Origin of the sequence: Streptomyces sp. MP131-18, assembly GCF_001984575.1 — a bacterium.
Taxonomy (GTDB): domain Bacteria; phylum Actinomycetota; class Actinomycetes; order Streptomycetales; family Streptomycetaceae; genus Streptomyces; species Streptomyces johnsoniae.
Window position 1 is genome coordinate 4556805 of sequence record NZ_LZNS01000001.1, and the last position, 17167, is coordinate 4573971.

Genomic DNA, 17167 nt, shown 5'->3' on the forward strand with positions numbered 1-17167 from the left:
TTTCCTGGTCAGGAGGCTGTCAGGAGGCTGTCAGGAGGCGGTCAGGACGCGGGGAAGGCGAGGAAGCGGGTGAGGACCGTGCGCGAATCGGGCGGGGCGTCCTCGTGGGCGCGCTTGTAGCGGTTGACCAGCGCGATGTACTCCTCGAAGAAGTCGCGGAGTTCGGCCGGGGTGACGCGGATGGTGCCGCGGGAGTAGGGGAACGCGGCGTCCTGCCAGTCGGCGTCCTCGGCGTCGCCGACGGCGTCGGTGCGCTGCCGTTCCTCGAAAAGCCGCAGGTCGGAGGCGTAGGCGAGCCGGTTCATCTCGTCCACCACGGCCCGGGTCTCCGCGTCCTGGCGGCTGCGCGGCGGCAGGCGCAGGTCCTGGGAGACGGCGCGCCACCAGCGTTCCCTGCCGTGTCCTGTGCCCGCCGTCTCCTCGACGAAGCCGTGCCCGGCGAGGGCGCGGAGGTGGTAGCTGGTGGCGCCGGTGTTGAGACCGAGCGCGCGGGCGAGCCTCGCGGAGGTCGCCGGGCCGTGGTGGGCCAGCTGCTCCATGATCTGCAGGCGCCTGGGGTGCGCGAGGGCTTTCAGCCCGCTGAGGGAAGGCGTGAACGGCATGTGCACAGGCTCCTGTGCACATGGGCCTGTGCACGATCCGGCACACACCAGAACCGGCGGTGGGGACAACCCCACCCCCACGGGCCGCCGTTCACGGCCGGGTCGCCCGCGACGGGCCGGGACGAACGCCGCGGGGGACACCTCGCCGGGAGTGAGGCGCGCCCAGGCATATACTCATGAAGATGAATGGTCAGAATCATGAATAGGTGAGGGGGTGGTCCCATGGCCCTGCGGCACGCCGTGCTCGCGGCGCTGCTCGACGAGGAGCTGAGTGGGTATCAGCTGGCCAAGGTTTTCGACCTGGGCGTGGCGAACTTCTGGCACGCCAGGCCCCAGCAGCTGTACGCGGAGCTGACCCGCCTGGAGCGGGACGGCCTGATCACGGGCCGCGACGTGCCCCAGGACGCCCGGCCCACCAAACGCCTCTTCCGGGTCACCGGCTCCGGCCTGGGGGAGCTGGAAGACTTCACGGCCCGCGCCGCCAAGCCCTCGTTCATCAGGGACGACCTGCTCATCGCGGTCCAGGCCGCCGACCATGTCGACACCGGGGCGCTGGCGGCGCGGCTGACCGAGCGCGCCGCGTTCGCCACGACCAGGATCAACCTGTTCGACGCGATGCTGCGCACCATGCGGGGCGATCGCACGGAGGACGAGTTCCTGCGCCACGGCGCACGCGTCGGCCCCTACCTGACGTGCCTGCGCGGCCTCGCTTTCGAGCGGGGCAACCGCGACTGGTGCACGCGCGCGGTCGCCGTCCTACAGGAGAGGCGGGGCACCGGTGCCCGGCGGTGACGCGCACGTGCTGCGCTACGTCGCGCTCGGGGACAGCCAGACCGAGGGCGTCGGCGACGGCGATGACTTCGCAGGGCTGCGGGGGTGGGCCGACCGGCTCGCCGGACTGCTGGCGCCGCACCACCCGGGGATGCTGTACGCCAACCTGGCCCTGCGCGGGCGCCTGGCCGGCCAGGTCCGCGCCGAACAGCTGGCCCCCGCACTGCTCCTGCGCCCGGACCTTGCCACCGTGGTTGCCGGGGTCAACGACCTGCTCCGCCCGCGGTTCGACGCGGACGAGGTCGCCGGACACCTGGAGGCGACGTTCGCCGCGCTGACCGCCCACGGCGCCCGCGTCGCCACCCTCACCTTCCCCGATCTCGCGCGCATCACCCCGCTCGCCCGGCCGTTCGGGCCGCGCGTCGCCGCCCTCAACGAGCGCATCCGCCGCGCGGCCCGCCGCCACGGCGTCGTCGTCGCCGAGACCGGCCGGCCCGCCGTGGTCACCGACCCGCGGCTGTGGACCACGGATCGGCTGCACGCGAGCCCGCTCGGTCACCAGCGGATCGCCGAGGCCGTCGCGCACGCGCTCGGCGTGCCGGGCAGCGACGAGACGTGGACGCAGCCCCTGCCGCCCCACGGCGCCGCCCCACCGGTCGGGTGGCGCGCCGTTCCCGGGGAACTGCGCTGGGCCGCCTCGTTCCTCGGGCCGTGGCTGGTGCGGCGCCTGCGCCGTCGTTCGTCCGGGGACGGGCGCACGGCCAAACGCCCGCAGCTGCTCCCTTTCACGGCCCTCTGAGGCTCAGGGGGCCGGTGGCAGTGGGCGGGTGGCGATTTCGTGGGCTTCGGTGACCGGTAGGCCGAGCATCCGCAGCAGCAGCTCCGCCATGCGCTCGCCGTCGTCCCGGCCCGTGTTGCCCGGTCGGCGCAGCCGCAGGTCGACCAGGCCGAGGACCGCGCCGCAGGCCGCGGCCAGCGCGACGGCCGGGTCCGCCACGGCGAACCGGCCGCGTGCCGCGCCCCGTTCGATGTCGCGCAGGACGCGCGGTGCGAGGCCGCGGTCCGCGCCGATCTGGCCCAGGCCGCTGGTGCGCAGCACCCGCATCAGCTGCGGGTGCGACTCGACCATCGCGACGGTCAGCCGGACCCCGGCGCCGAACTTCTCGGCCGGGTCGGCGATCCCGTCCGCCGCCGCGTCGAGCCGCCGCCCGTAGTCCTCGAGGGCCTCGGCGACCGCCGCGTCGAACAGCTCGGCCTTGGAGGAGAAGTGGTTGTAGAACGAGCCGAAGCCGACGTCCGCACGGTCCGCGATCCGCTGGATGCTGACGTCGCCCGCGCCCCGTTCGGCGAGGATGCGCTGTGCGGCGTCGATCAGGGCCCGCCGGGTCGCGGCCCGCCGCCGGGCGAACCGGTTGGGTGCGGACCGCTGTTCGGGCATGGCCTCATCATCACATCCGCCGCCGCGCCAGCAACACGTCCAGCGCCGCCGTCAACCGCGCCTCCGGGTCCGGGTCCGCGCCGGCGGCGCGCCAGCCGATGAACCGGTCCGGGCGCACCAGGACGGCCCCGGCCGGTCCGTGTCCGCGCCAGCGCGTCCACGTCGAACGCGGGTCGAGGTAGTCGCCGTCGAGGTAGTCGCCGTCGAGGTGGCCGACGCGCACCGCGTCCAGCGGCAGCCCGGTCCGCGCCGCGGCCTTCTCCGCCGCCCGGCACCAGTCGTGGCCCTCCTCGCCCGCGATGAGCAGGAAACGGCCGGGCGTCACCAGCCGGGCCACCGGCAGCGGTTCGCCGTCCGGGTCGGCCAGCCAGGCGTGCGGCAGCGGGTGTCCTGGGCGCGCGGCGGGCAGATGTATGCGCACCGGGTCCGGGTTCTGCGGCACGGGCGTGCCGTCCGGCACGAGCGCGCCCTGCGGGTAGGTGTAGCCGAACTCCACGCCCAGCTCGCCGAATTCCATGGACTGCGCCGCGACGGTGCGCAGGAACGCCCGGCGCGCCGCGCGGTCGGCCGGGTCGCCGCTCCACAGGCGGCGGGCCAGCCGCCAGTTCTCCGCGGGTCCCGCCTGCGGCCCGCCGCCGAAGTGGGCGGTGATCGCCAGGTGGTTGCGGGTGCTCTCCAGCGCGCGCCGCACCCCGGCGGCGGCGACCGGGCGGCGCTCGACCGCGTACGTGTCGAGCAGCGCCTCGTCCGCGTGGCCGCCGAGCACGGCGGCCAGCTTCCAGGTGAGGTTCTGCGCGTCGTCGATCGCCGAGGTCATCCCGAGGCCGCCGGTGGGCGGGTGGCGGTGCGCGGCGTCGCCGAGGAGGAAGACCCGGCCCGCGCGGAACCGGTCGGCGACGACGCCCTGGAGCGTCCAGCGCGAGACACCGTGCACCGTCACGCCCTCGGCCGCGGGACCGAGCGCGGTGCGCAGGTCGGCCAGTACCGCCGCCTCGTCCAGCGCGCGCGGCTCGGCCGCGGGGTAGTGGAGGTGGCAGGCCCACTCCTCGGAGTCGGGGCCCCACCGTTCGGGGCCGAGCGGCACCAGCACGCCGCCGGTGCCGAGCTCGGGCAGCCACAGCCAGCGGATCAGGACCTCGGGGTCGCGGGCCCAGCGCGACAGGTCGCCGGAGAAGTGGAACGTGACCATGCGCGCCATGTCGCGCACGCCCTCGTGGGCGATGCCGAGCGCGGGGCCGACCGTGTGCCCGCCGTCGCAGCCCAGCAGGTAGCGGGCGCGGACGCGCAGGGCGGAGCCGCTGCCGTGGTCGGTGACCTCGGCCGTCACGCCGTCGGCGTCCTGGGTGAACGCGGTCAGCTCGTGGTGGAAGCGGACCATGCCGGGCGCCAGCTCCTCGGCGCGGGCCCGCAGCCGGGGTTCGAGGCGGTGCTGCGGCAGGTTGGCCTGCCGCTCCGCGCTTGCCGCCTGCCACTCGGGCGAACTGCCGCCCGCGCCCCAGGACTCGATGCGCGCGACGCGGCGGCCGTGGTCGGGGTCGTCGCCGGACAGGCCGACGTACCAGCCCGAGTAGGCCATCTGCCCGGCCGGGGTCCCGGCCGCGTACACGGCGTCGGCCAGACCGACGTCGCGCATGATCTCCATGGTGCGCTGGTTCAGCACGTGTGCCTTCGGCAGCGCCGATGTCGTCGGGAGGGCGGTGACCAGCAGGGAGGTGACGCCCAGCCGGCTGAGGAGGAGGGACGCGGTGAGGCCGGCGGCGCCACCGCCGGCGATGAGAACGGGCACATCGAGGTCGTTCGTCACTGGACGCTCCGCGGGTAACGACGGTCACAACGATCGGCGAGCGATGTGATGGAATCATCAGACTTGATGGTCCCTGCGTCAAGAAGGCTTCGGGCCGGGGGGCGGCGGGGCCGCCCGGCGCACCGCTTCCGTGGGGGTGATGGCGCGACCGGCGTTGACGGGGCGTCAATTATTCGTTGACTAGGTGTATTTGCCCGGACCGGGGGTGCCGGGCAGGCTGCGGGCATGGACTCGACTCAGCAGGCCGTGGCGCGGCTCACCGCGGCCGGCGTTCACGGCGTCGCCCTCACCTGGGTGGACAACGCGGGCATCACCCGCGTCAAGACCGTGCCCCTCGCCCGCCTGGCCCGCGCGGCCGAGGACGGCGTCGGCATGTCCCCCGTCTTCGACGTGTACCTGGTCGACGACTCCATGACGACGAGCCCGCACATCGGCGGCCCCGACGGTGACCTGCGGCTGGTGCCCGACCTCGGCCGGCTGACGGCGCTGGCCGCCCAGCCCGGCTGGGCCTGGGCGCCCGCCGACCGGTTCGAGCAGAGCCGCGCGCCCTACCCGGCCTGCCAGCGGCAGTTCGCCCGCCGCCAGGCGGAACGTGCGCTCGCCGAGCACGGCATCGAGGTCCGGATGGGCTTCGAAACCGAGTGGGTCGTCACACGGGCGGGTGAACCCGCGGGCACCGGGCCCGCCTACGGCATGGCCCGCCTCGTCGAGGTCTCCGCCTATCTCGACGGGATCGTGCACGCCCTCGCCGAGCAGGGCGTGCAACTCCTTCAACTGCACCCGGAGTACGCGCCGGGGCAGTACGAGGTGTCCGTCGCGCCCGCTGCCCCCGTCGCCGCCGCCGACCTCGCCGTCCTCGTCCGCGAGACGGTGCGCGCGGTCTCCGCGCGGCACGGCCTCGACGCCTCCTTCGCGCCCGTGGTCGACCCCGAAGGACTCGGCAACGGCCGCCACCTGCACCTCAGCCTGTGGCGGAACGGCAAGAACGCCTGCCGGGACGGCGACGGCCCGTTCGGCATGTCCCGCGCGTGCGAGGCGTTCCTCGCCGGGGTCCTGCACGAGCTGCCCGCGCTGCTCGCCATCGGCGCCCCCTCGCCCGCCGGCTACCTGCGGCTGCGGCCCTCCCGCTGGGCGGGCGCCCACCAGTGCTGGGGCCTGGAGAACCGCGAGGCCGCGCTGCGCTTCGTCACCGGGGCGCCCGACGACATCAGCGGCGCCAACGCCGAGGTCAAGTGCTTCGACGGGGCCGCCAACCCGTACCTGGTGACCGGCGCGGTCATCGCCGCGGGCCTGGCCGGTCTCGCCGCGGGCCGCACCCTGCCGCCGCCCGTCGCCGGCGACCCCGCGCTCGCGCCCGAGGAGGAACGGCCCTCCCGGCTGCCGGACTCGCTGCCCGTGGCGCTCGACCACTTCGAGCGCTCCGCCGTGCTGCGCGAAGCGCTGGGCGAGGAGCTGCACGGCTCGATCCTCGCCGTCCGGCAGGCGGAGGTCACGCTGTTCGCGGCGGCCACCCCGGACGAGATCGCCGCCGCGACCCGCGACCGGTACTGAGCGCCGCCGTGGAACCGCTGCCGCTGGTGGACCAGCACTGCCACGGGGTCCTGCGCGAAGGGCCGGACGATGCCGCCGCGTTCGAGGCCCTGCTCACCGAGTCCGACGCGCCCCCCGCGCCCGGCACCCGCCACTTCGACACCCAGCTCGGCTTCGCCGTGCGCCGGTGGTGCGCCCCCGTCCTCGGCCTCGAACCGCACTGCCCACCCGACGACTACCTCGGCCGCAGACGGCAGTTGGGCGCGCGCGAGGCCGCCCGCCGCCTGCTGCGCGCCGCGCGCATCGGCACGTTCCTCGTGGACACGGGGCTGCCGGGCGATCTGACGGACCCGGGCGAGCTGGCCGCCGCCGGGGGCGGAACGGCCCGCGAGATCGTCCGCGTCGAGCGGCTCGCCGAACGGGCCGCGGCCGCCGCGCCCGGCGCGGCGGCGTTCCTGGCACACCTGGCCGAGGCCATCGCCGCCGCCGCCGGAACGGCCTCCGGGTTCAAGACCGTTGCCGCCTACCGGTACGGCCTCGACCTGGACCCGGCGCCGCCGTCCGCCGCCGAGCTGCGGGACGCGGCGGCCCGGTGGCTCGACTCGCGCCGCACCGACCGGCTGACCGACCCGGTGCTCCTGCGCCACCTCATGTGGTCGGCCGCACGGACCGGCCTGCCGCTCCAGGTGCACACCGGCTTCGGCGACCCGGACCTGCGCCTGCACCGCGCCGACCCGCTGCTGCTCACCGACTTCATCCGCGCCGTGCGGCCGACCGGATGCCGCGTGGTGCTGCTGCACTGCTACCCGTTCCACCGCAACGCGGGCTACCTCGCCGCCGCCTATCCGCACGTGTACGCCGACGTCGGCCTGTCCCTCGGGCACACCGGGGCCCGCGCCGAGGCGGTGCTCGCCGAGATGCTGGAGCTGACGCCGTTCGGCAAGCTGCTGTTCTCCACCGACGCCTACGGGCTGCCCGAGCTGTACCTGGTGGGCGCCCAGAACTTCCGGCTGGCCGTGGCCCGCCTGTGCGCCCGTTTCAGCGGGGAGGGCTCCTGGTCGCGGTCCGACGCCGACCGCGTCGCCGCCCTGGTCGCCGCGGGCAACGCCCGCCGCCTCTACGGACTCGGCGGCTGAGGGCCGGCCGCGCCGGTCACGCGCGGCACACCGGTGCCCAGCTCCCCCGCGGCCCGCCGCCGCGCCGTCCGGTCCACGCCGCCGTGACCGAAGCGGGCCGCGGCCCGGCCTGAACCGGCCGCCATCCGGCCGGGACGAGGCCGTACCGTGTCATTCCGCGTCGAGTCGTGGGGGAGGAGAGATCCGCGTGCCGGATGAGCTGACGGAGCTGACGAAGCAGGCGGTGGGCGCGTTCCGCGTGGTCGGCGAACGGTCCGCCCCGGCCGGGTCCCGGTCGGGCGCCGGCGTGCACGCCGTGCGTACGGCCGACGGCCGCGCCGCGTACCTCAAGGTCACCCCCGCCGCGCTGGGCCCGCGGGCGCTGTCCGCGGCCCGCCGCGAGCTGCGTTTCTACCGGGAGCTCGCGCCATCGGTCCCGCTGCGCACGCCGCGCCTCCTCGACGCCCTCGACACTGCCGCCGGGGTGGCCGTGCTGCTCGTGGCGGCGGGCGAGCCGAAGGACGCCGCGTCCTGGACCGACGGCATGTGGGCGGACCTGGGCAGGGACCTGGCTGCCCTGCACGGCACCCCGCTGCCCGCCGGGGACTGGACCGGGCCCGATCCGCTGCTCGACGCGCTCGACGCCCCGGACCTGGCGGGAATCACCGCCTTCTGGGGGGACGCGCTCCCCGGCCTGCCCGGACTGCTCGACGGCCGCGTCGAACTGCGGGAGCGGATCACCGCGCTCCCGCCGGGCCTGATCCACGGCGACTGCCACGCGGACAACATCGTGCACGCGGCGGGCCGGCGGACGTATCTCGACTGGCAGGCCGCCGGCGTCGGCCGGCCGGTCGCCGACCTCGCGTTCCTCAGCGTTCGGGCGACCCCGTCCGGAACGGCCGTCCCGCGCGCGCTGGCCGACGGCTACCTGGCCGTCCGTCCCTGCGACCGCCGCTCCTTCATGCGCGCCCTGGTCGCCGAGGAACTCGGCGTCCTGCTGTTCCTGTGGCCGCCCTTCGCCGCGTTCCACACTCCCGAGCACATCGCCCGCGTACACCGCCGGGCGCGCGTGCTCGGTGAGGTTTACGGCGAGGGGTAGGCGCCGGTGGCTAGGACGACTCGCCGAACAGGTCCAGCAGCTCGGTCCTGCCGAACATCCGGGCCGTGTCGACCGCGGACGGCTGGCCCGCCGCCGGGTCGGCGCCCGCGCCGAGCAGGGTGCGGACCACGTCCGTCTCGCCCTTGAACACCGCGCCGGCGATCGGGGTCTGGCCCTTGTCGTTCCCCCGGCCCGGGTCCGCGCCGCGCTCCAGCAGCACCCGGACGGTGTCCGCGTGCCCGTGGTACGCCGCGAGCATCAGGAGCGTGTCGCCCTTGTCGTTGCTCAGGTTCGGCGGGACGCCCGCGTCGACGTAGGCGGCGACCGTGGCGGTGTCCCCCTGGCGGGCCAGATCGAAGATCTTCGCCGCGAGCTGAAGCACCTCGGGGTCGTGTGCGGGCTCGTTGCTCTCCGGTGCCGGGCCGGTCATGGGGTCGTCCTCCTGAGTAGCGCTGTATCGCACCAGCCTACGTACTCTGGTAGCCATGTTTGCCTCATTCGCGCAGGTGTTCCGGTCGGATCGGGCGGTGCAGCTGGCCGCGCTGGTCCTGCTCGGCGACATCGGCATGCTGTTCTTCTTCGCGGAGAGCGGGTGGGGCGTGGCGGTCGGCGGCCGGGTGCTGATCTTCCTCGGCTGGCTCGCGCTGGTCCTCCGCCACCGCTGGCCGGTGCCGGTGGCCGCGGTGATCCTGCTGATCAACATAGCCTTCTTCCCCCTCTCCCACGTAGACGGCAGCGCGCCGATGGTCTGCTTCGTCATCGCGCTGTACTCGGCCGCGCGGGCCGGGTACATGACGGCCGTGGCGGCCCTCGTGGTCGTCGCCATGCTGTTCATCGGCTACGGCGAGTTCGTCATGGCGCACGAGGACGGCCGCCGCGAGGTCGACAACATGGCCATCGCACTGATCAGCGGCTGGTTCCTGAGCGTGATCGCGTTCGGGCACGCCATGCGGGTCAGGGCGGCGTACCTGCACGAGACGGAGCAGCGGGTGCTCGCGGCCGAGCGCGAACGGGACGTCCGCGCGCGGCAGTCGGCCACCGAGGAGCGGCTGCGGATCGCCCGCGAGCTGCACGACGTGCTGGGGCACAGCATTTCCCTGATCAACGTCCAGGCCGCCGCCGCGGTGCACCGCAGCGCCAAGCGGCCAGGACAGACGGAGGAGCTGCTCGGCGCGCTGGAGTTCGTCCGCGAGACCAGCAAGGAGGCGCTGCGCGAGCTGCGCGCCACGCTCGGCGTGCTGCGCGCGGTCGACGAGGGCGTCCCGACCGTTCCCGCGCCCGCCGGGCTCGAACGTATCGGGGAGCTGGCCGACCGCGCCGCCGCCACCGGCCTCGACGTCGCGTTCGAGAGCACCGGCGAGCCGCCGGTCGTGCCGCCGCAGATCTCGCTCGCGGCCTACCGGATCATCCAGGAGTCCCTGACCAACATCACCCGCCACGCGCAGGCCACCAGCGCCGCCATCCGGGTGGCCTTCGCGCCGGGCGAGCTGCGGGTGGAGGTCACGGACGACGGCAGGGGCGCGGACCCGGGCCCGGACACGCAGGGCAGCGGCATCGCCGGTATGCGCGAACGGGCCAGGGCGCTGGGCGGCGAGCTGACCGCGGCCAATGCCGGTCCCGGCTTCCGCGTCGCCGCCCGCCTCCCGCTGCCCGCCGCCCCGGGCGCCACCCCCACCCTGTCCGGCGCGGCGGCCTCGGCGCGGGAGGTGCCGCGGTCCTGACGGGCGTTACGCGGCCGGGGACGTCTTCAGCCCGACCGCGGCCCACATGCCGACCGCCGCGTCCGTCACCTCCGTCGCTTCCGGCACGCCCTGCGTGCCGACGCGGGTCAGCTCCGGTCCTGGCTCGGACAGCCGCCACCGGTGCGGCACCTCGATGCCGGGGGAAAGCAGCTCCAGGCCGTCGAAGAACCGGGCCACCTCGGCGCGGCTCCTGGACTGCGCCGCGTTGCCGCCGCGCCGGTAGACCTGCGCCACCCGTTCCATGGTCGCCGCGTCGAAGTCGCCGGTGCCGTGCGACAGCACCAGCGCGGAACCCGCGGGCAGCGCGTCGAGCAGGTGCCGCACGATCCCGTACGCGCCCTGCTCGTCCGGCACGAAGTGCAGCAGTGCGAGCAGCGAAAGCGCCACCGGCCGCGAGAAGTCCAGCACGTCGGTCAGCTCCGGCGCGTTCAGGATGCGGTCGGGGCCGTCCGTGACGTCCGCGTGCACGCAGGCGGTGCGGCCCTCGGGCGCGCTGCGCATCAGCGCCTTCGCGTGGGTGAGGACCAGAGGGTCCTTGTCGACATACACCACGCGGCACTCCGGCGCGCAAGCCTGCGCGATCTGGTGGAGATTCGGCTCGGTCGGGATGCCGGTGCCGATGTCGAGGAACTGCCGTATCCCCTCCTCGGCCGCGAGGTGGCGGACGGCGCGGTGCATGAAGTCCCGGTTCACCCGCGCCGCGGTCCGCGCCCCGGGCCAGGCGGCCAGCACCGCGTCGCCCGCCTCCCGGTCGGCCAGGTAGTTGTCCTTGCCGCCCAGGTAGTAGTCGTACACCCGCGCGGTGTGCGGGCGGCTGAAGTCCGGCTCGACGGCGGTACCTTCACCGCTTGGTACACCCATTCGGCCATGCTAACGGGGCCCGTCAGCCAGCGTCGTTCATCCGCCAGCGTCGTTCAACTGCCGTGCCGCCAGGGCGTGCGCGGCCTCCCGGGTCGCGGGGTACAGGCCGCGGTAGATCCCGTACAGCTCGTCGTAGACCTCCGCGGTGGCCGGGTCGGGGCGAACGGTCTGCTCCACCGGGTTCCAGGCGGCGATGTCGCCGGGCGCCGCCCGCCCGGTGCCGACCGCGGCGAGGAACGCGTCCCCGTACGCCGCGCCCACCGTGTGCCGCGGCACGTCCTGGGGCTGTCCGGTGACGTCCGAGACGATCTGCGTCCACAGTTCCCTGGCCCCGCCGCCCACCGCGACCTGGCGGCGGACGTCGCCGCCCGCCGCGGCCATCGCTTCCAGGTGGTGCCGCACGCCGAACGCCGTGCCCTCCAGCGCCGCCCGGTACAGGTGTCCGCGCCCGTGCCGCAGCGTGAGGCCGAGGACGAGGCCGCGCGCGTCCGGGTCGAACAGGGGTGTCCGTTCGCCCGCGAAGTACGGCAGCATCACGAGCCCTTCCGCGCCGGGCCCCGTGGCCGCCGCCTCGGTCACCAGCGTCCCGAAGTCCGCGCCCGTCAGCTCGCGCAGCCAGCCGGTGACGGCGCCCGAGGTGGCCATGCCGCCCGCGAGGCAGAACGTGCCGGGGAACGTGCCGCGCGTCGACCACAGGTGCGGCCCCGGCACGGGCGAGGTGACGACGTCGACCAGGAACATGGTGGTGCCGTACATCAGCATCAGGTCGCCCGGCGCGGTGACGCCCGCTGCCGTGGCCTCCGCCCACGCGTCGACCGTGCCCGCGACCACCGGCGTGCCCGCGGGCAGGCCGGTGGCCGCCGCGGCCTCCCGCGTCACCTCGCCGACGACGTCGGCGGGCCAGGCCAGGCGCGGGAACTCGACGCCGGGGGCGATCTCCTCGCACCACTCCTCGATCCAGCCGCCGCCCCGCAGGTCGTACAGCGGGGTGCTCTGGCTGGCGGAGTGGTGGTCGAGCACGTAGGCGCCGGTGAGCCGGTGCACGAGGTACGAACTGGCCATGTGCCAGCGGCGGGTGCGCGCCCACACCGCGGGCTCCGCCTCGCGCACCCACGCCAGCTTGGGCCCGATGGCCTGGCTGGTCAGCGGCGATCCGCAGCGCCGCAGCACCTCCCGTTCGCCGTAACGGTCCCGCTGGTCCGCGATCTGCCGGCCGGCCCTGGTGTCCACGCCGTAGAGGATCGCGGGCCGCAGCGGCGCGCCGTCCGCGCCGACGGGCAGCAGGCAGGGGCCGATGCCGCTGACGCCGACGGCGGCGACCCGTTCACCCGCGGGCGCCGCGGCCAGCAACTCCGCGGTCAGGGCGGCGAAGTCGGCCCACCACACCGCCTGCGCGTCGTGCTCGAACCGGCCGGGCGCCGGGGTCGCGGTCGGGTGCTCGCGCGCCGCCTGCGCGACCAGCGCGCCGTCGTCGCGCACCAGTACGCCCTTGGAACCGGAGGTGCCGATGTCGATACCGAGCAGCAGCGTCATGCCGCGGCGCCGAAGCCGTCGTAACGGATGCCGAGCAGACGGCACACCGCGCGCAGTTCGCCGGTGTAGTCGCCGGGAACGGCGTGGATGTGGTTGGAGCCGAAGCGGCCGAGGAAGTCCTCGGCCGGGGCGTCCAGGCGGGCGAACGCGTGCGGCCACTCGTAGGTCGAGGCCCGCATCAGCCGTTCGTTCGTCTCCTCGTCATACGTCTCGAACGCGCCGCGCATCACGTGCATACGGTACGCCCCGTCCTCCCGGGTGAGCCGGGCGAACGTGAGGTCGCCGGGCGCGGCGAGGTGCTGGACGGAGGCGCCGCCGGCCGGGAAGTAGAAGACCTCGGGGTGGAAGTTGACGCGGGAGAGGTTCTCGGCCGGGTCGGCCGAGCGGGCGGCGTACCAGGTGGCGTGCTGGCCGGAGTTGCACAGGTCCCACACGTCCCGGTCGGCGTGGTAGTGCCGCACGTCGGCGAACAGCACGGGGTCGCCGCTCAGCAGCTTCAGCAACTGCATGGTGAGCGCGCCGTCCATGTCGGCCTCGGTGGCGGTGACGTGGGTCTCCTTGGGCCCCTCCCAGTCGTAGGGGTCGTTCAGGAACGCCTCGGCGACGTCCATGGTGCAGAAGTGGGTGGTCAGTTCGGGCTGGCCCTTGATGCCGGAGAAGTCCAGGCCCCACTCGTCGATCAGCTCGCGCATCGCGTAGTAGCTGCGGATCTGCCGTTCCAGCAGCTCGGGTGTGAGGCGGTCGCCGTCGTAGTGCACGCCGGCGGCGTGCCGTTCGAGCCAGGTGCGGGCGGCGGTGACGCGGGCCGGGTCGGCGTTCTCACTGCGGCGGACGATCTCCCACTGGTCGATCTCCTCGACGTCCACGCCGAACTGGCGCATCCACTGGTCGGCGTTGGCCACCGCGGTGTACATGCCCATGGGCCGGCCGCCGATGCGGCCGAAGGTGGCGCCGCGCAGCGCGGACACGGCCGCCCCGGCACGCACGTGGCCGAGGATGCGGGCGCGCACGCCGGGGTCGGCGAGGTCGCCCCAGGCGCGGGCGTGGACGCGGCCGATCTGGTCGAGGCCGCCGCCGCCGGCCAGCATGCCGACCATGCCGGGGAACTGCGGGTCTATGTTGGCGACCAGCAGCAGCGGCCCCGGCGTCGCGTCCGCGGCCAGCATGGTGAAGTGCGGGAACGTCCACACCGAATGGTGGAAGACGGTCACGTCGACGTGCTGGTCGGCGAGCAGGCGGGCCTGGCTGGTGGCGAGTTCGCTGCTGCTGACCTGTTCCGGGGCGGTGATCACCTCGTGCCCCGCCGCGCGGAGCACGGCCGCCAGATCGGCTCCGGCGCGGGCGATGTGGTCGGTGACGTCGCGGTGGACGAAGTCACGGCCGTCGGAGATGGAGAGCAGGCCGATGCGTGCCATGGAACGTTTTCTCCCTTTCCTGGGCTGATTCCGGGGTGGTTCCGGGTTGGTTCCGGGGTTACTTGATCCCGGAGGTCCTGATGGATTCGACGATCTGGCGCTGGAACGCGAAGAAGAGCGCGAGCATGGGCAGCGCGGCGATGGTGGCCGCGGCCAGGATGTAGTTCCAGTTGGAGTTGTACTCCGTCATGAACGAGGAGATGCCGAGCTGGACGAGGGTGAGGTCGGGGTCGTTGACGGCGACCAGCGGCCAGATGAACGCGTTCCAGTTGGCGAGGAAGAAGAAGACCGCCAGGGCGGAGAGCACCGGCTTGGACATGGGCAGGACGATGTTCCAGTAGACCCGCCAGTGTCCGCAGCCGTCGACGATCGCCGCTTCCTCGATCTCGCGCGGGAAGCCCAGATAGAACTGGCGCAGCAGGAAGATGCCGAAGGCGTTGAAGATGGCCGGGATGATCAGTCCCGCGTAGCTGTTGAGCAGGTTGAGCTCGCGGGCGACGAGGAAGAGCGGGATCAGCACCACGGGTGCGGTGATCAGCAGCGTGGAGAAGATCAGCGTGAAGACCACCTCGCGTCCCGGGAAGCGCAGCCGGGCGAGCGCGTAGGCGGCCATCGAGTGGAACAGCAGCGCGACGACCGTGATGACGGCGGCGACGAAGAAGCTGTTCCACAGGTACCGGACGAACGGCACCTCGGTGAAGACGTAGACGAAGTTCTGGACCGTGAAGTCGGTGGGCAGCGGATTGCCGTCGTTGACCGTGGCCCGGGTCTTGAAGGCGGACGTCACCATCCAGAAGACGGGGAAAACGGATACCAGTGAGAGGAGGACGGCGAGCGCGGTGAACGCGGTCCGGCTGCTGACGGGCTTCCTGGCCGTGGCCTTAGCGGTCATCGTCGAACCTCCCGCCCCTGGTCACGGCGAAGATCACGGCGGAGAAGACGAGCATGATCAGCACCAGCACCGAGCCCATCGCCGCGGCGTATCCGTACTCGCCGAAGACGAAAGCCTGTTGGTAGATGTAGAAGATGGCGAGCGAAGTGCCGTTCGCCGGCCCGCCGTTCGTGAGCACGAAGATCAGGTCGAGGCCGCCGGTGATGGCGGCGACGGTGGACATGAGCAGGACGAAGAAGCTGGTGGGCCGCAGCAGCGGCCAGGTGATGGTGCGGAAGGCGGTCCAGCCGCCCGCGCCGTCGATCCGCGCCGCCTCGTAGTACTCGCGGGGGATGTCCTGGAGCCCCGCGAGAAAAATGATCATGTAGTAGCCCATGGACACCCACACCATGACGGCGATGAGCGCGGCCAGGGCGAGCGACGGTTCGCCGAGCCAGGACCTGCCCTCGAAGCCGAGGCCACGGATGGCGCGGTTCACCACGCCCACCTGCTCGTCGAGCATGAACTTCCACAGCAGGCCGACGACCACCAGGCTGACGACGTACGGCAGGAAGAGGGCCGTGCGGTACACGGACATGCCGGGCAGCTTCTGCTTCACCAGCAGGCCGAGGCCCAGGCTCACGCAGAACAGCACGGGGACGAGGACCACGACGTAGATGCCGGTGATCTTGAGCGAGTCCCAGAACAGCGGATCGTTCATCATCCGCTCGTAGTTGCCAAGACCCACCCACGTGTAGGAGCCGAAGCCGCTGACCTGGTAGAAGGCCAGGACGATGGACAGCACCATCGGCAGGCCCACGAAGATCAGCAGGCCGATGGCGTCGGGCGCGAGGAAGAGTCCGGCGGCGAGCCATTCGCGGTGCTTGCGGCCCAGCCGCCGCCGGCCGGGCGGCGGTGCGGACGGGGGAGCGGCGGCGGATTCCGGCGTGCGGGCCGGGGCGGTGGTCCTGCTCATATCATGCTCGCCCCCTCGTAACTGCGCGTGTACGCGTCGATGGCGCGCGCGGCGCGTTCGGCCTCGTCGGCGGGGTCGCGGCCGGCGAGCATCGTGCCCTGGATGGCGTCCGAGACCGCCTTGTAGACGACCGGCGGGTAACGCGGCTCGGCCCGGCCGCCGGGCGCGATGTCGTCCCGGAACGCCTTCATCGCCCAGAAGTCGTAGCCGCCGCGGGCCGCGCCCAGCTCCAGCGCGGACGCGCGCGGCGCGATGTCGGTCTTGACGTCGGTGCACCACGTGACCATGCGTTCGATGGAGTCCTCCTTCGTCGAGCCCAGCGCCCACACGCAGAACTCGGCGGCCGCCTCGGCGTTGCGGCCCTGGGCGTTCGCGCAGAACGACCAGCCGCCGAGCGCGGTGGTGTACTCGCCGCCGGGCGGCACCGGCAGCTTGAAGATGCCGTAGCGGAAGTCCGGCGCGTAGGCCCCGAAGCTGGCCACCTGCCAGATGCCCTGCTGCCACATCGCCACGTTCCCCGCGGCGAACGCGCTGACCGCGTCGCCCGCGGCGGGCAGCGTGCGCGGCGCGATGCCGGACTCGACGGCCTGCTGCCAGAGCCGGAGCGCCTGGCGGGTCGCGGCGGAGTCGAAGGCCACGCTCCCGTCCGCGGCGAGTACTTCGCCGCCGCCCTGCCACATCCACGGGTACCAGGTGAAGTTCTGGTAGTAGCCGGGCGGCGTGTCGAAGACGAGCCCGGCCCTGGTGCCGGTGCGCAGCTTGTCGCCGGCGTCCAGCATCTCGTCCCAGGTGGTGGGGATGTCGCCCTCCGAAAGGCCCGCGGACTCCCAGGCGGCGACGTCGTAGAACATCGCCAGCGGCTCGATCTCCATCGGCAGGGCGTACACCTTGCCGTCGACGGTGCGGCTCTCCAGCGCGGAGCCGTAGTCCGCGATGGCCTCGGCCGCCATGTGCGGGGTGAGGTCGGCGAGCACGCCGCCGTTGTAGTACCGCAGGAAGTCGCCCGGGCTCAGCAGGAAGATGTCGGGCCCGTCACCCGCGGCGAACGCGGACGGCAGCTTGGCCCCGCCGCGGTAGGTGCCCTGCGGCACGAATACCAGCTCGATCTGCACGGAGTGGGTGGCGTTCCACGTGTCGATCAGCTCGACGAACCACTGCGACTGGCGATTGGCCGCGGGGTCGGGCGAGTTGGAGGGCGCGTAGAAGTTCCAGAATTGCAGGGTGTCGCCGCTCGCGCCGGCCGAGCCGCAGCCCGTGAGCAGGGCGGGGGCAGCGGCGAGCCCGGCGGCGGCGCCCGCCGCGCCGGTGAGGAAGCGGCGGCGGGAGGGCGTGGGCGAGGGCGCGACGTCGTTGTCGTCCTGGAGCATGTCCCGTGCTCCTGTCCTTCGTCGGGGTGTCGTCAGGTTTCGT

16 protein-coding genes are annotated in these 17167 nt (G+C 73.6%); 6 read left to right on the forward strand and 10 right to left on the reverse strand.

Annotated features, from left to right (window positions below; all coding sequences use genetic code 11):
- Window positions 1-41 precede the first annotated feature (41 nt).
- Entirely contained in the window at window positions 42-602 is a 561-nt protein-coding gene (locus STBA_RS20660; RefSeq protein WP_077060676.1) for a helix-turn-helix domain-containing protein, read from the reverse strand.
- A 222-nt stretch (window positions 603-824) separates the two neighbouring features.
- Here STBA_RS20660 and STBA_RS20665 point away from each other — a divergent pair, with 222 nt between their 5' ends.
- Complete coding sequence (locus tag STBA_RS20665; protein ID WP_077060677.1) at window positions 825-1394, forward strand: PadR family transcriptional regulator; 570 nt, start codon at window positions 825-827, stop codon at window positions 1392-1394.
- Window positions 1381-2172 (forward strand): SGNH/GDSL hydrolase family protein, encoded by a 792-nt coding sequence (locus STBA_RS20670; RefSeq protein ID WP_077060678.1) that lies wholly within the window; start codon window positions 1381-1383, stop codon window positions 2170-2172. Before STBA_RS20665 ends, STBA_RS20670 begins: the two co-directional genes overlap by 14 nt.
- Before the next feature lie 3 nt (window positions 2173-2175).
- Here the strand turns inward: STBA_RS20670 and STBA_RS20675 are convergent, their stop codons facing one another.
- Entirely contained in the window at window positions 2176-2811 is a 636-nt protein-coding gene (locus STBA_RS20675; protein ID WP_077060679.1) for a TetR/AcrR family transcriptional regulator, read from the reverse strand.
- 10 nt (window positions 2812-2821) lie between these two features.
- Window positions 2822-4615, reverse strand: a complete 1794-nt coding sequence (locus STBA_RS20680) for an FAD-dependent monooxygenase (RefSeq protein WP_077060680.1) — start codon at window positions 4613-4615, stop codon at window positions 2822-2824.
- 225 nt (window positions 4616-4840) lie between these two features.
- Here STBA_RS20680 and STBA_RS20685 point away from each other — a divergent pair, with 225 nt between their 5' ends.
- From STBA_RS20685 to STBA_RS20695, 3 genes are all read left to right on the forward strand, one after another.
- On the forward strand, window positions 4841-6166 hold the full coding sequence (locus STBA_RS20685) for a glutamine synthetase family protein (protein WP_077060681.1): 1326 nt from the start codon (window positions 4841-4843) through the stop codon (window positions 6164-6166).
- Between the two features lie 8 nt (window positions 6167-6174).
- On the forward strand, window positions 6175-7281 hold the full coding sequence (locus STBA_RS20690; protein ID WP_077060682.1) for an amidohydrolase family protein: 1107 nt from the start codon (window positions 6175-6177) through the stop codon (window positions 7279-7281).
- A gap of 187 nt (window positions 7282-7468) precedes the next feature.
- The gene (locus STBA_RS20695; RefSeq protein WP_077060683.1) at window positions 7469-8359 is read left to right on the forward strand and encodes an aminoglycoside phosphotransferase family protein; all 891 of its coding nucleotides are present in this window, start codon (window positions 7469-7471) and stop codon (window positions 8357-8359) included.
- A 10-nt stretch (window positions 8360-8369) separates the two neighbouring features.
- Here the strand turns inward: STBA_RS20695 and STBA_RS20700 are convergent, their stop codons facing one another.
- Entirely contained in the window at window positions 8370-8789 is a 420-nt protein-coding gene (locus STBA_RS20700) for an ankyrin repeat domain-containing protein (RefSeq protein WP_077060684.1), read from the reverse strand.
- A 55-nt stretch (window positions 8790-8844) separates the two neighbouring features.
- Here STBA_RS20700 and STBA_RS20705 point away from each other — a divergent pair, with 55 nt between their 5' ends.
- Window positions 8845-10080, forward strand: a complete 1236-nt coding sequence (locus STBA_RS20705) for a sensor histidine kinase (RefSeq protein ID WP_077060685.1) — start codon at window positions 8845-8847, stop codon at window positions 10078-10080.
- A 6-nt stretch (window positions 10081-10086) separates the two neighbouring features.
- On the opposite strand, the gene STBA_RS20710 is transcribed toward STBA_RS20705, so the two are convergent.
- From STBA_RS20710 to STBA_RS20735, 6 genes are read right to left on the reverse strand one after another with little or no spacing between them, the layout of a single operon-like run.
- Entirely contained in the window at window positions 10087-10962 is an 876-nt protein-coding gene (locus STBA_RS20710; protein ID WP_077060686.1) for an SAM-dependent methyltransferase, read from the reverse strand.
- A 36-nt stretch (window positions 10963-10998) separates the two neighbouring features.
- Window positions 10999-12495, reverse strand: coding sequence for an FGGY-family carbohydrate kinase (locus STBA_RS20715; protein WP_077060687.1), 1497 nt, complete (start codon window positions 12493-12495; stop codon window positions 10999-11001).
- Window positions 12492-13910 (reverse strand): L-fucose/L-arabinose isomerase family protein, encoded by a 1419-nt coding sequence (locus STBA_RS20720; protein ID WP_077060688.1) that lies wholly within the window; start codon window positions 13908-13910, stop codon window positions 12492-12494. The genes STBA_RS20715 and STBA_RS20720 overlap by 4 nt, the downstream gene beginning before the upstream one ends.
- Window positions 13911-13968: 58 nt before the next feature.
- On the reverse strand, window positions 13969-14802 hold the full coding sequence (locus tag STBA_RS20725) for a carbohydrate ABC transporter permease (RefSeq protein ID WP_077060689.1): 834 nt from the start codon (window positions 14800-14802) through the stop codon (window positions 13969-13971).
- Complete coding sequence (locus STBA_RS20730; protein ID WP_079252058.1) at window positions 14792-15757, reverse strand: sugar ABC transporter permease; 966 nt, start codon at window positions 15755-15757, stop codon at window positions 14792-14794. Before STBA_RS20730 ends, STBA_RS20725 begins: the two co-directional genes overlap by 11 nt.
- The gene (locus tag STBA_RS20735; protein ID WP_077060690.1) at window positions 15754-17124 is read right to left on the reverse strand and encodes a sugar ABC transporter substrate-binding protein; all 1371 of its coding nucleotides are present in this window, start codon (window positions 17122-17124) and stop codon (window positions 15754-15756) included. The genes STBA_RS20730 and STBA_RS20735 overlap by 4 nt, the downstream gene beginning before the upstream one ends.
- Window positions 17125-17167 lie beyond the last annotated feature (43 nt).

Excerpts from the sequence above, each read along its gene's own strand:
- STBA_RS20660 (WP_077060676.1), bottom strand. The coding sequence starts at position 602 with ATGCCGTTCACGCCTTCCCTCAGCGGGCTGAAAGCCCTCGCGCACCCC.
- STBA_RS20730 (WP_079252058.1), bottom strand. The coding sequence starts at position 15,757 with ATGAGCAGGACCACCGCCCCGGCCCGCACGCCGGAATCCGCCGCCGCT.
- STBA_RS20725 (WP_077060689.1), bottom strand. The coding sequence starts at position 14,802 with ATGACCGCTAAGGCCACGGCCAGGAAGCCCGTCAGCAGCCGGACCGCG.
- STBA_RS20710 (WP_077060686.1), bottom strand. The coding sequence starts at position 10,962 with ATGGGTGTACCAAGCGGTGAAGGTACCGCCGTCGAGCCGGACTTCAGC.
- STBA_RS20700 (WP_077060684.1), bottom strand. The coding sequence starts at position 8,789 with ATGACCGGCCCGGCACCGGAGAGCAACGAGCCCGCACACGACCCCGAG.
- STBA_RS20665 (WP_077060677.1), top strand. The coding sequence starts at position 825 with ATGGCCCTGCGGCACGCCGTGCTCGCGGCGCTGCTCGACGAGGAGCTG.
- STBA_RS20675 (WP_077060679.1), bottom strand. The coding sequence starts at position 2,811 with ATGCCCGAACAGCGGTCCGCACCCAACCGGTTCGCCCGGCGGCGGGCC.
- STBA_RS20685 (WP_077060681.1), top strand. The coding sequence starts at position 4,841 with ATGGACTCGACTCAGCAGGCCGTGGCGCGGCTCACCGCGGCCGGCGTT.
- STBA_RS20715 (WP_077060687.1), bottom strand. The coding sequence starts at position 12,495 with ATGACGCTGCTGCTCGGTATCGACATCGGCACCTCCGGTTCCAAGGGC.
- STBA_RS20720 (WP_077060688.1), bottom strand. The coding sequence starts at position 13,910 with ATGGCACGCATCGGCCTGCTCTCCATCTCCGACGGCCGTGACTTCGTC.
- STBA_RS20705 (WP_077060685.1), top strand. The coding sequence starts at position 8,845 with ATGTTTGCCTCATTCGCGCAGGTGTTCCGGTCGGATCGGGCGGTGCAG.
- STBA_RS20735 (WP_077060690.1), bottom strand. The coding sequence starts at position 17,124 with ATGCTCCAGGACGACAACGACGTCGCGCCCTCGCCCACGCCCTCCCGC.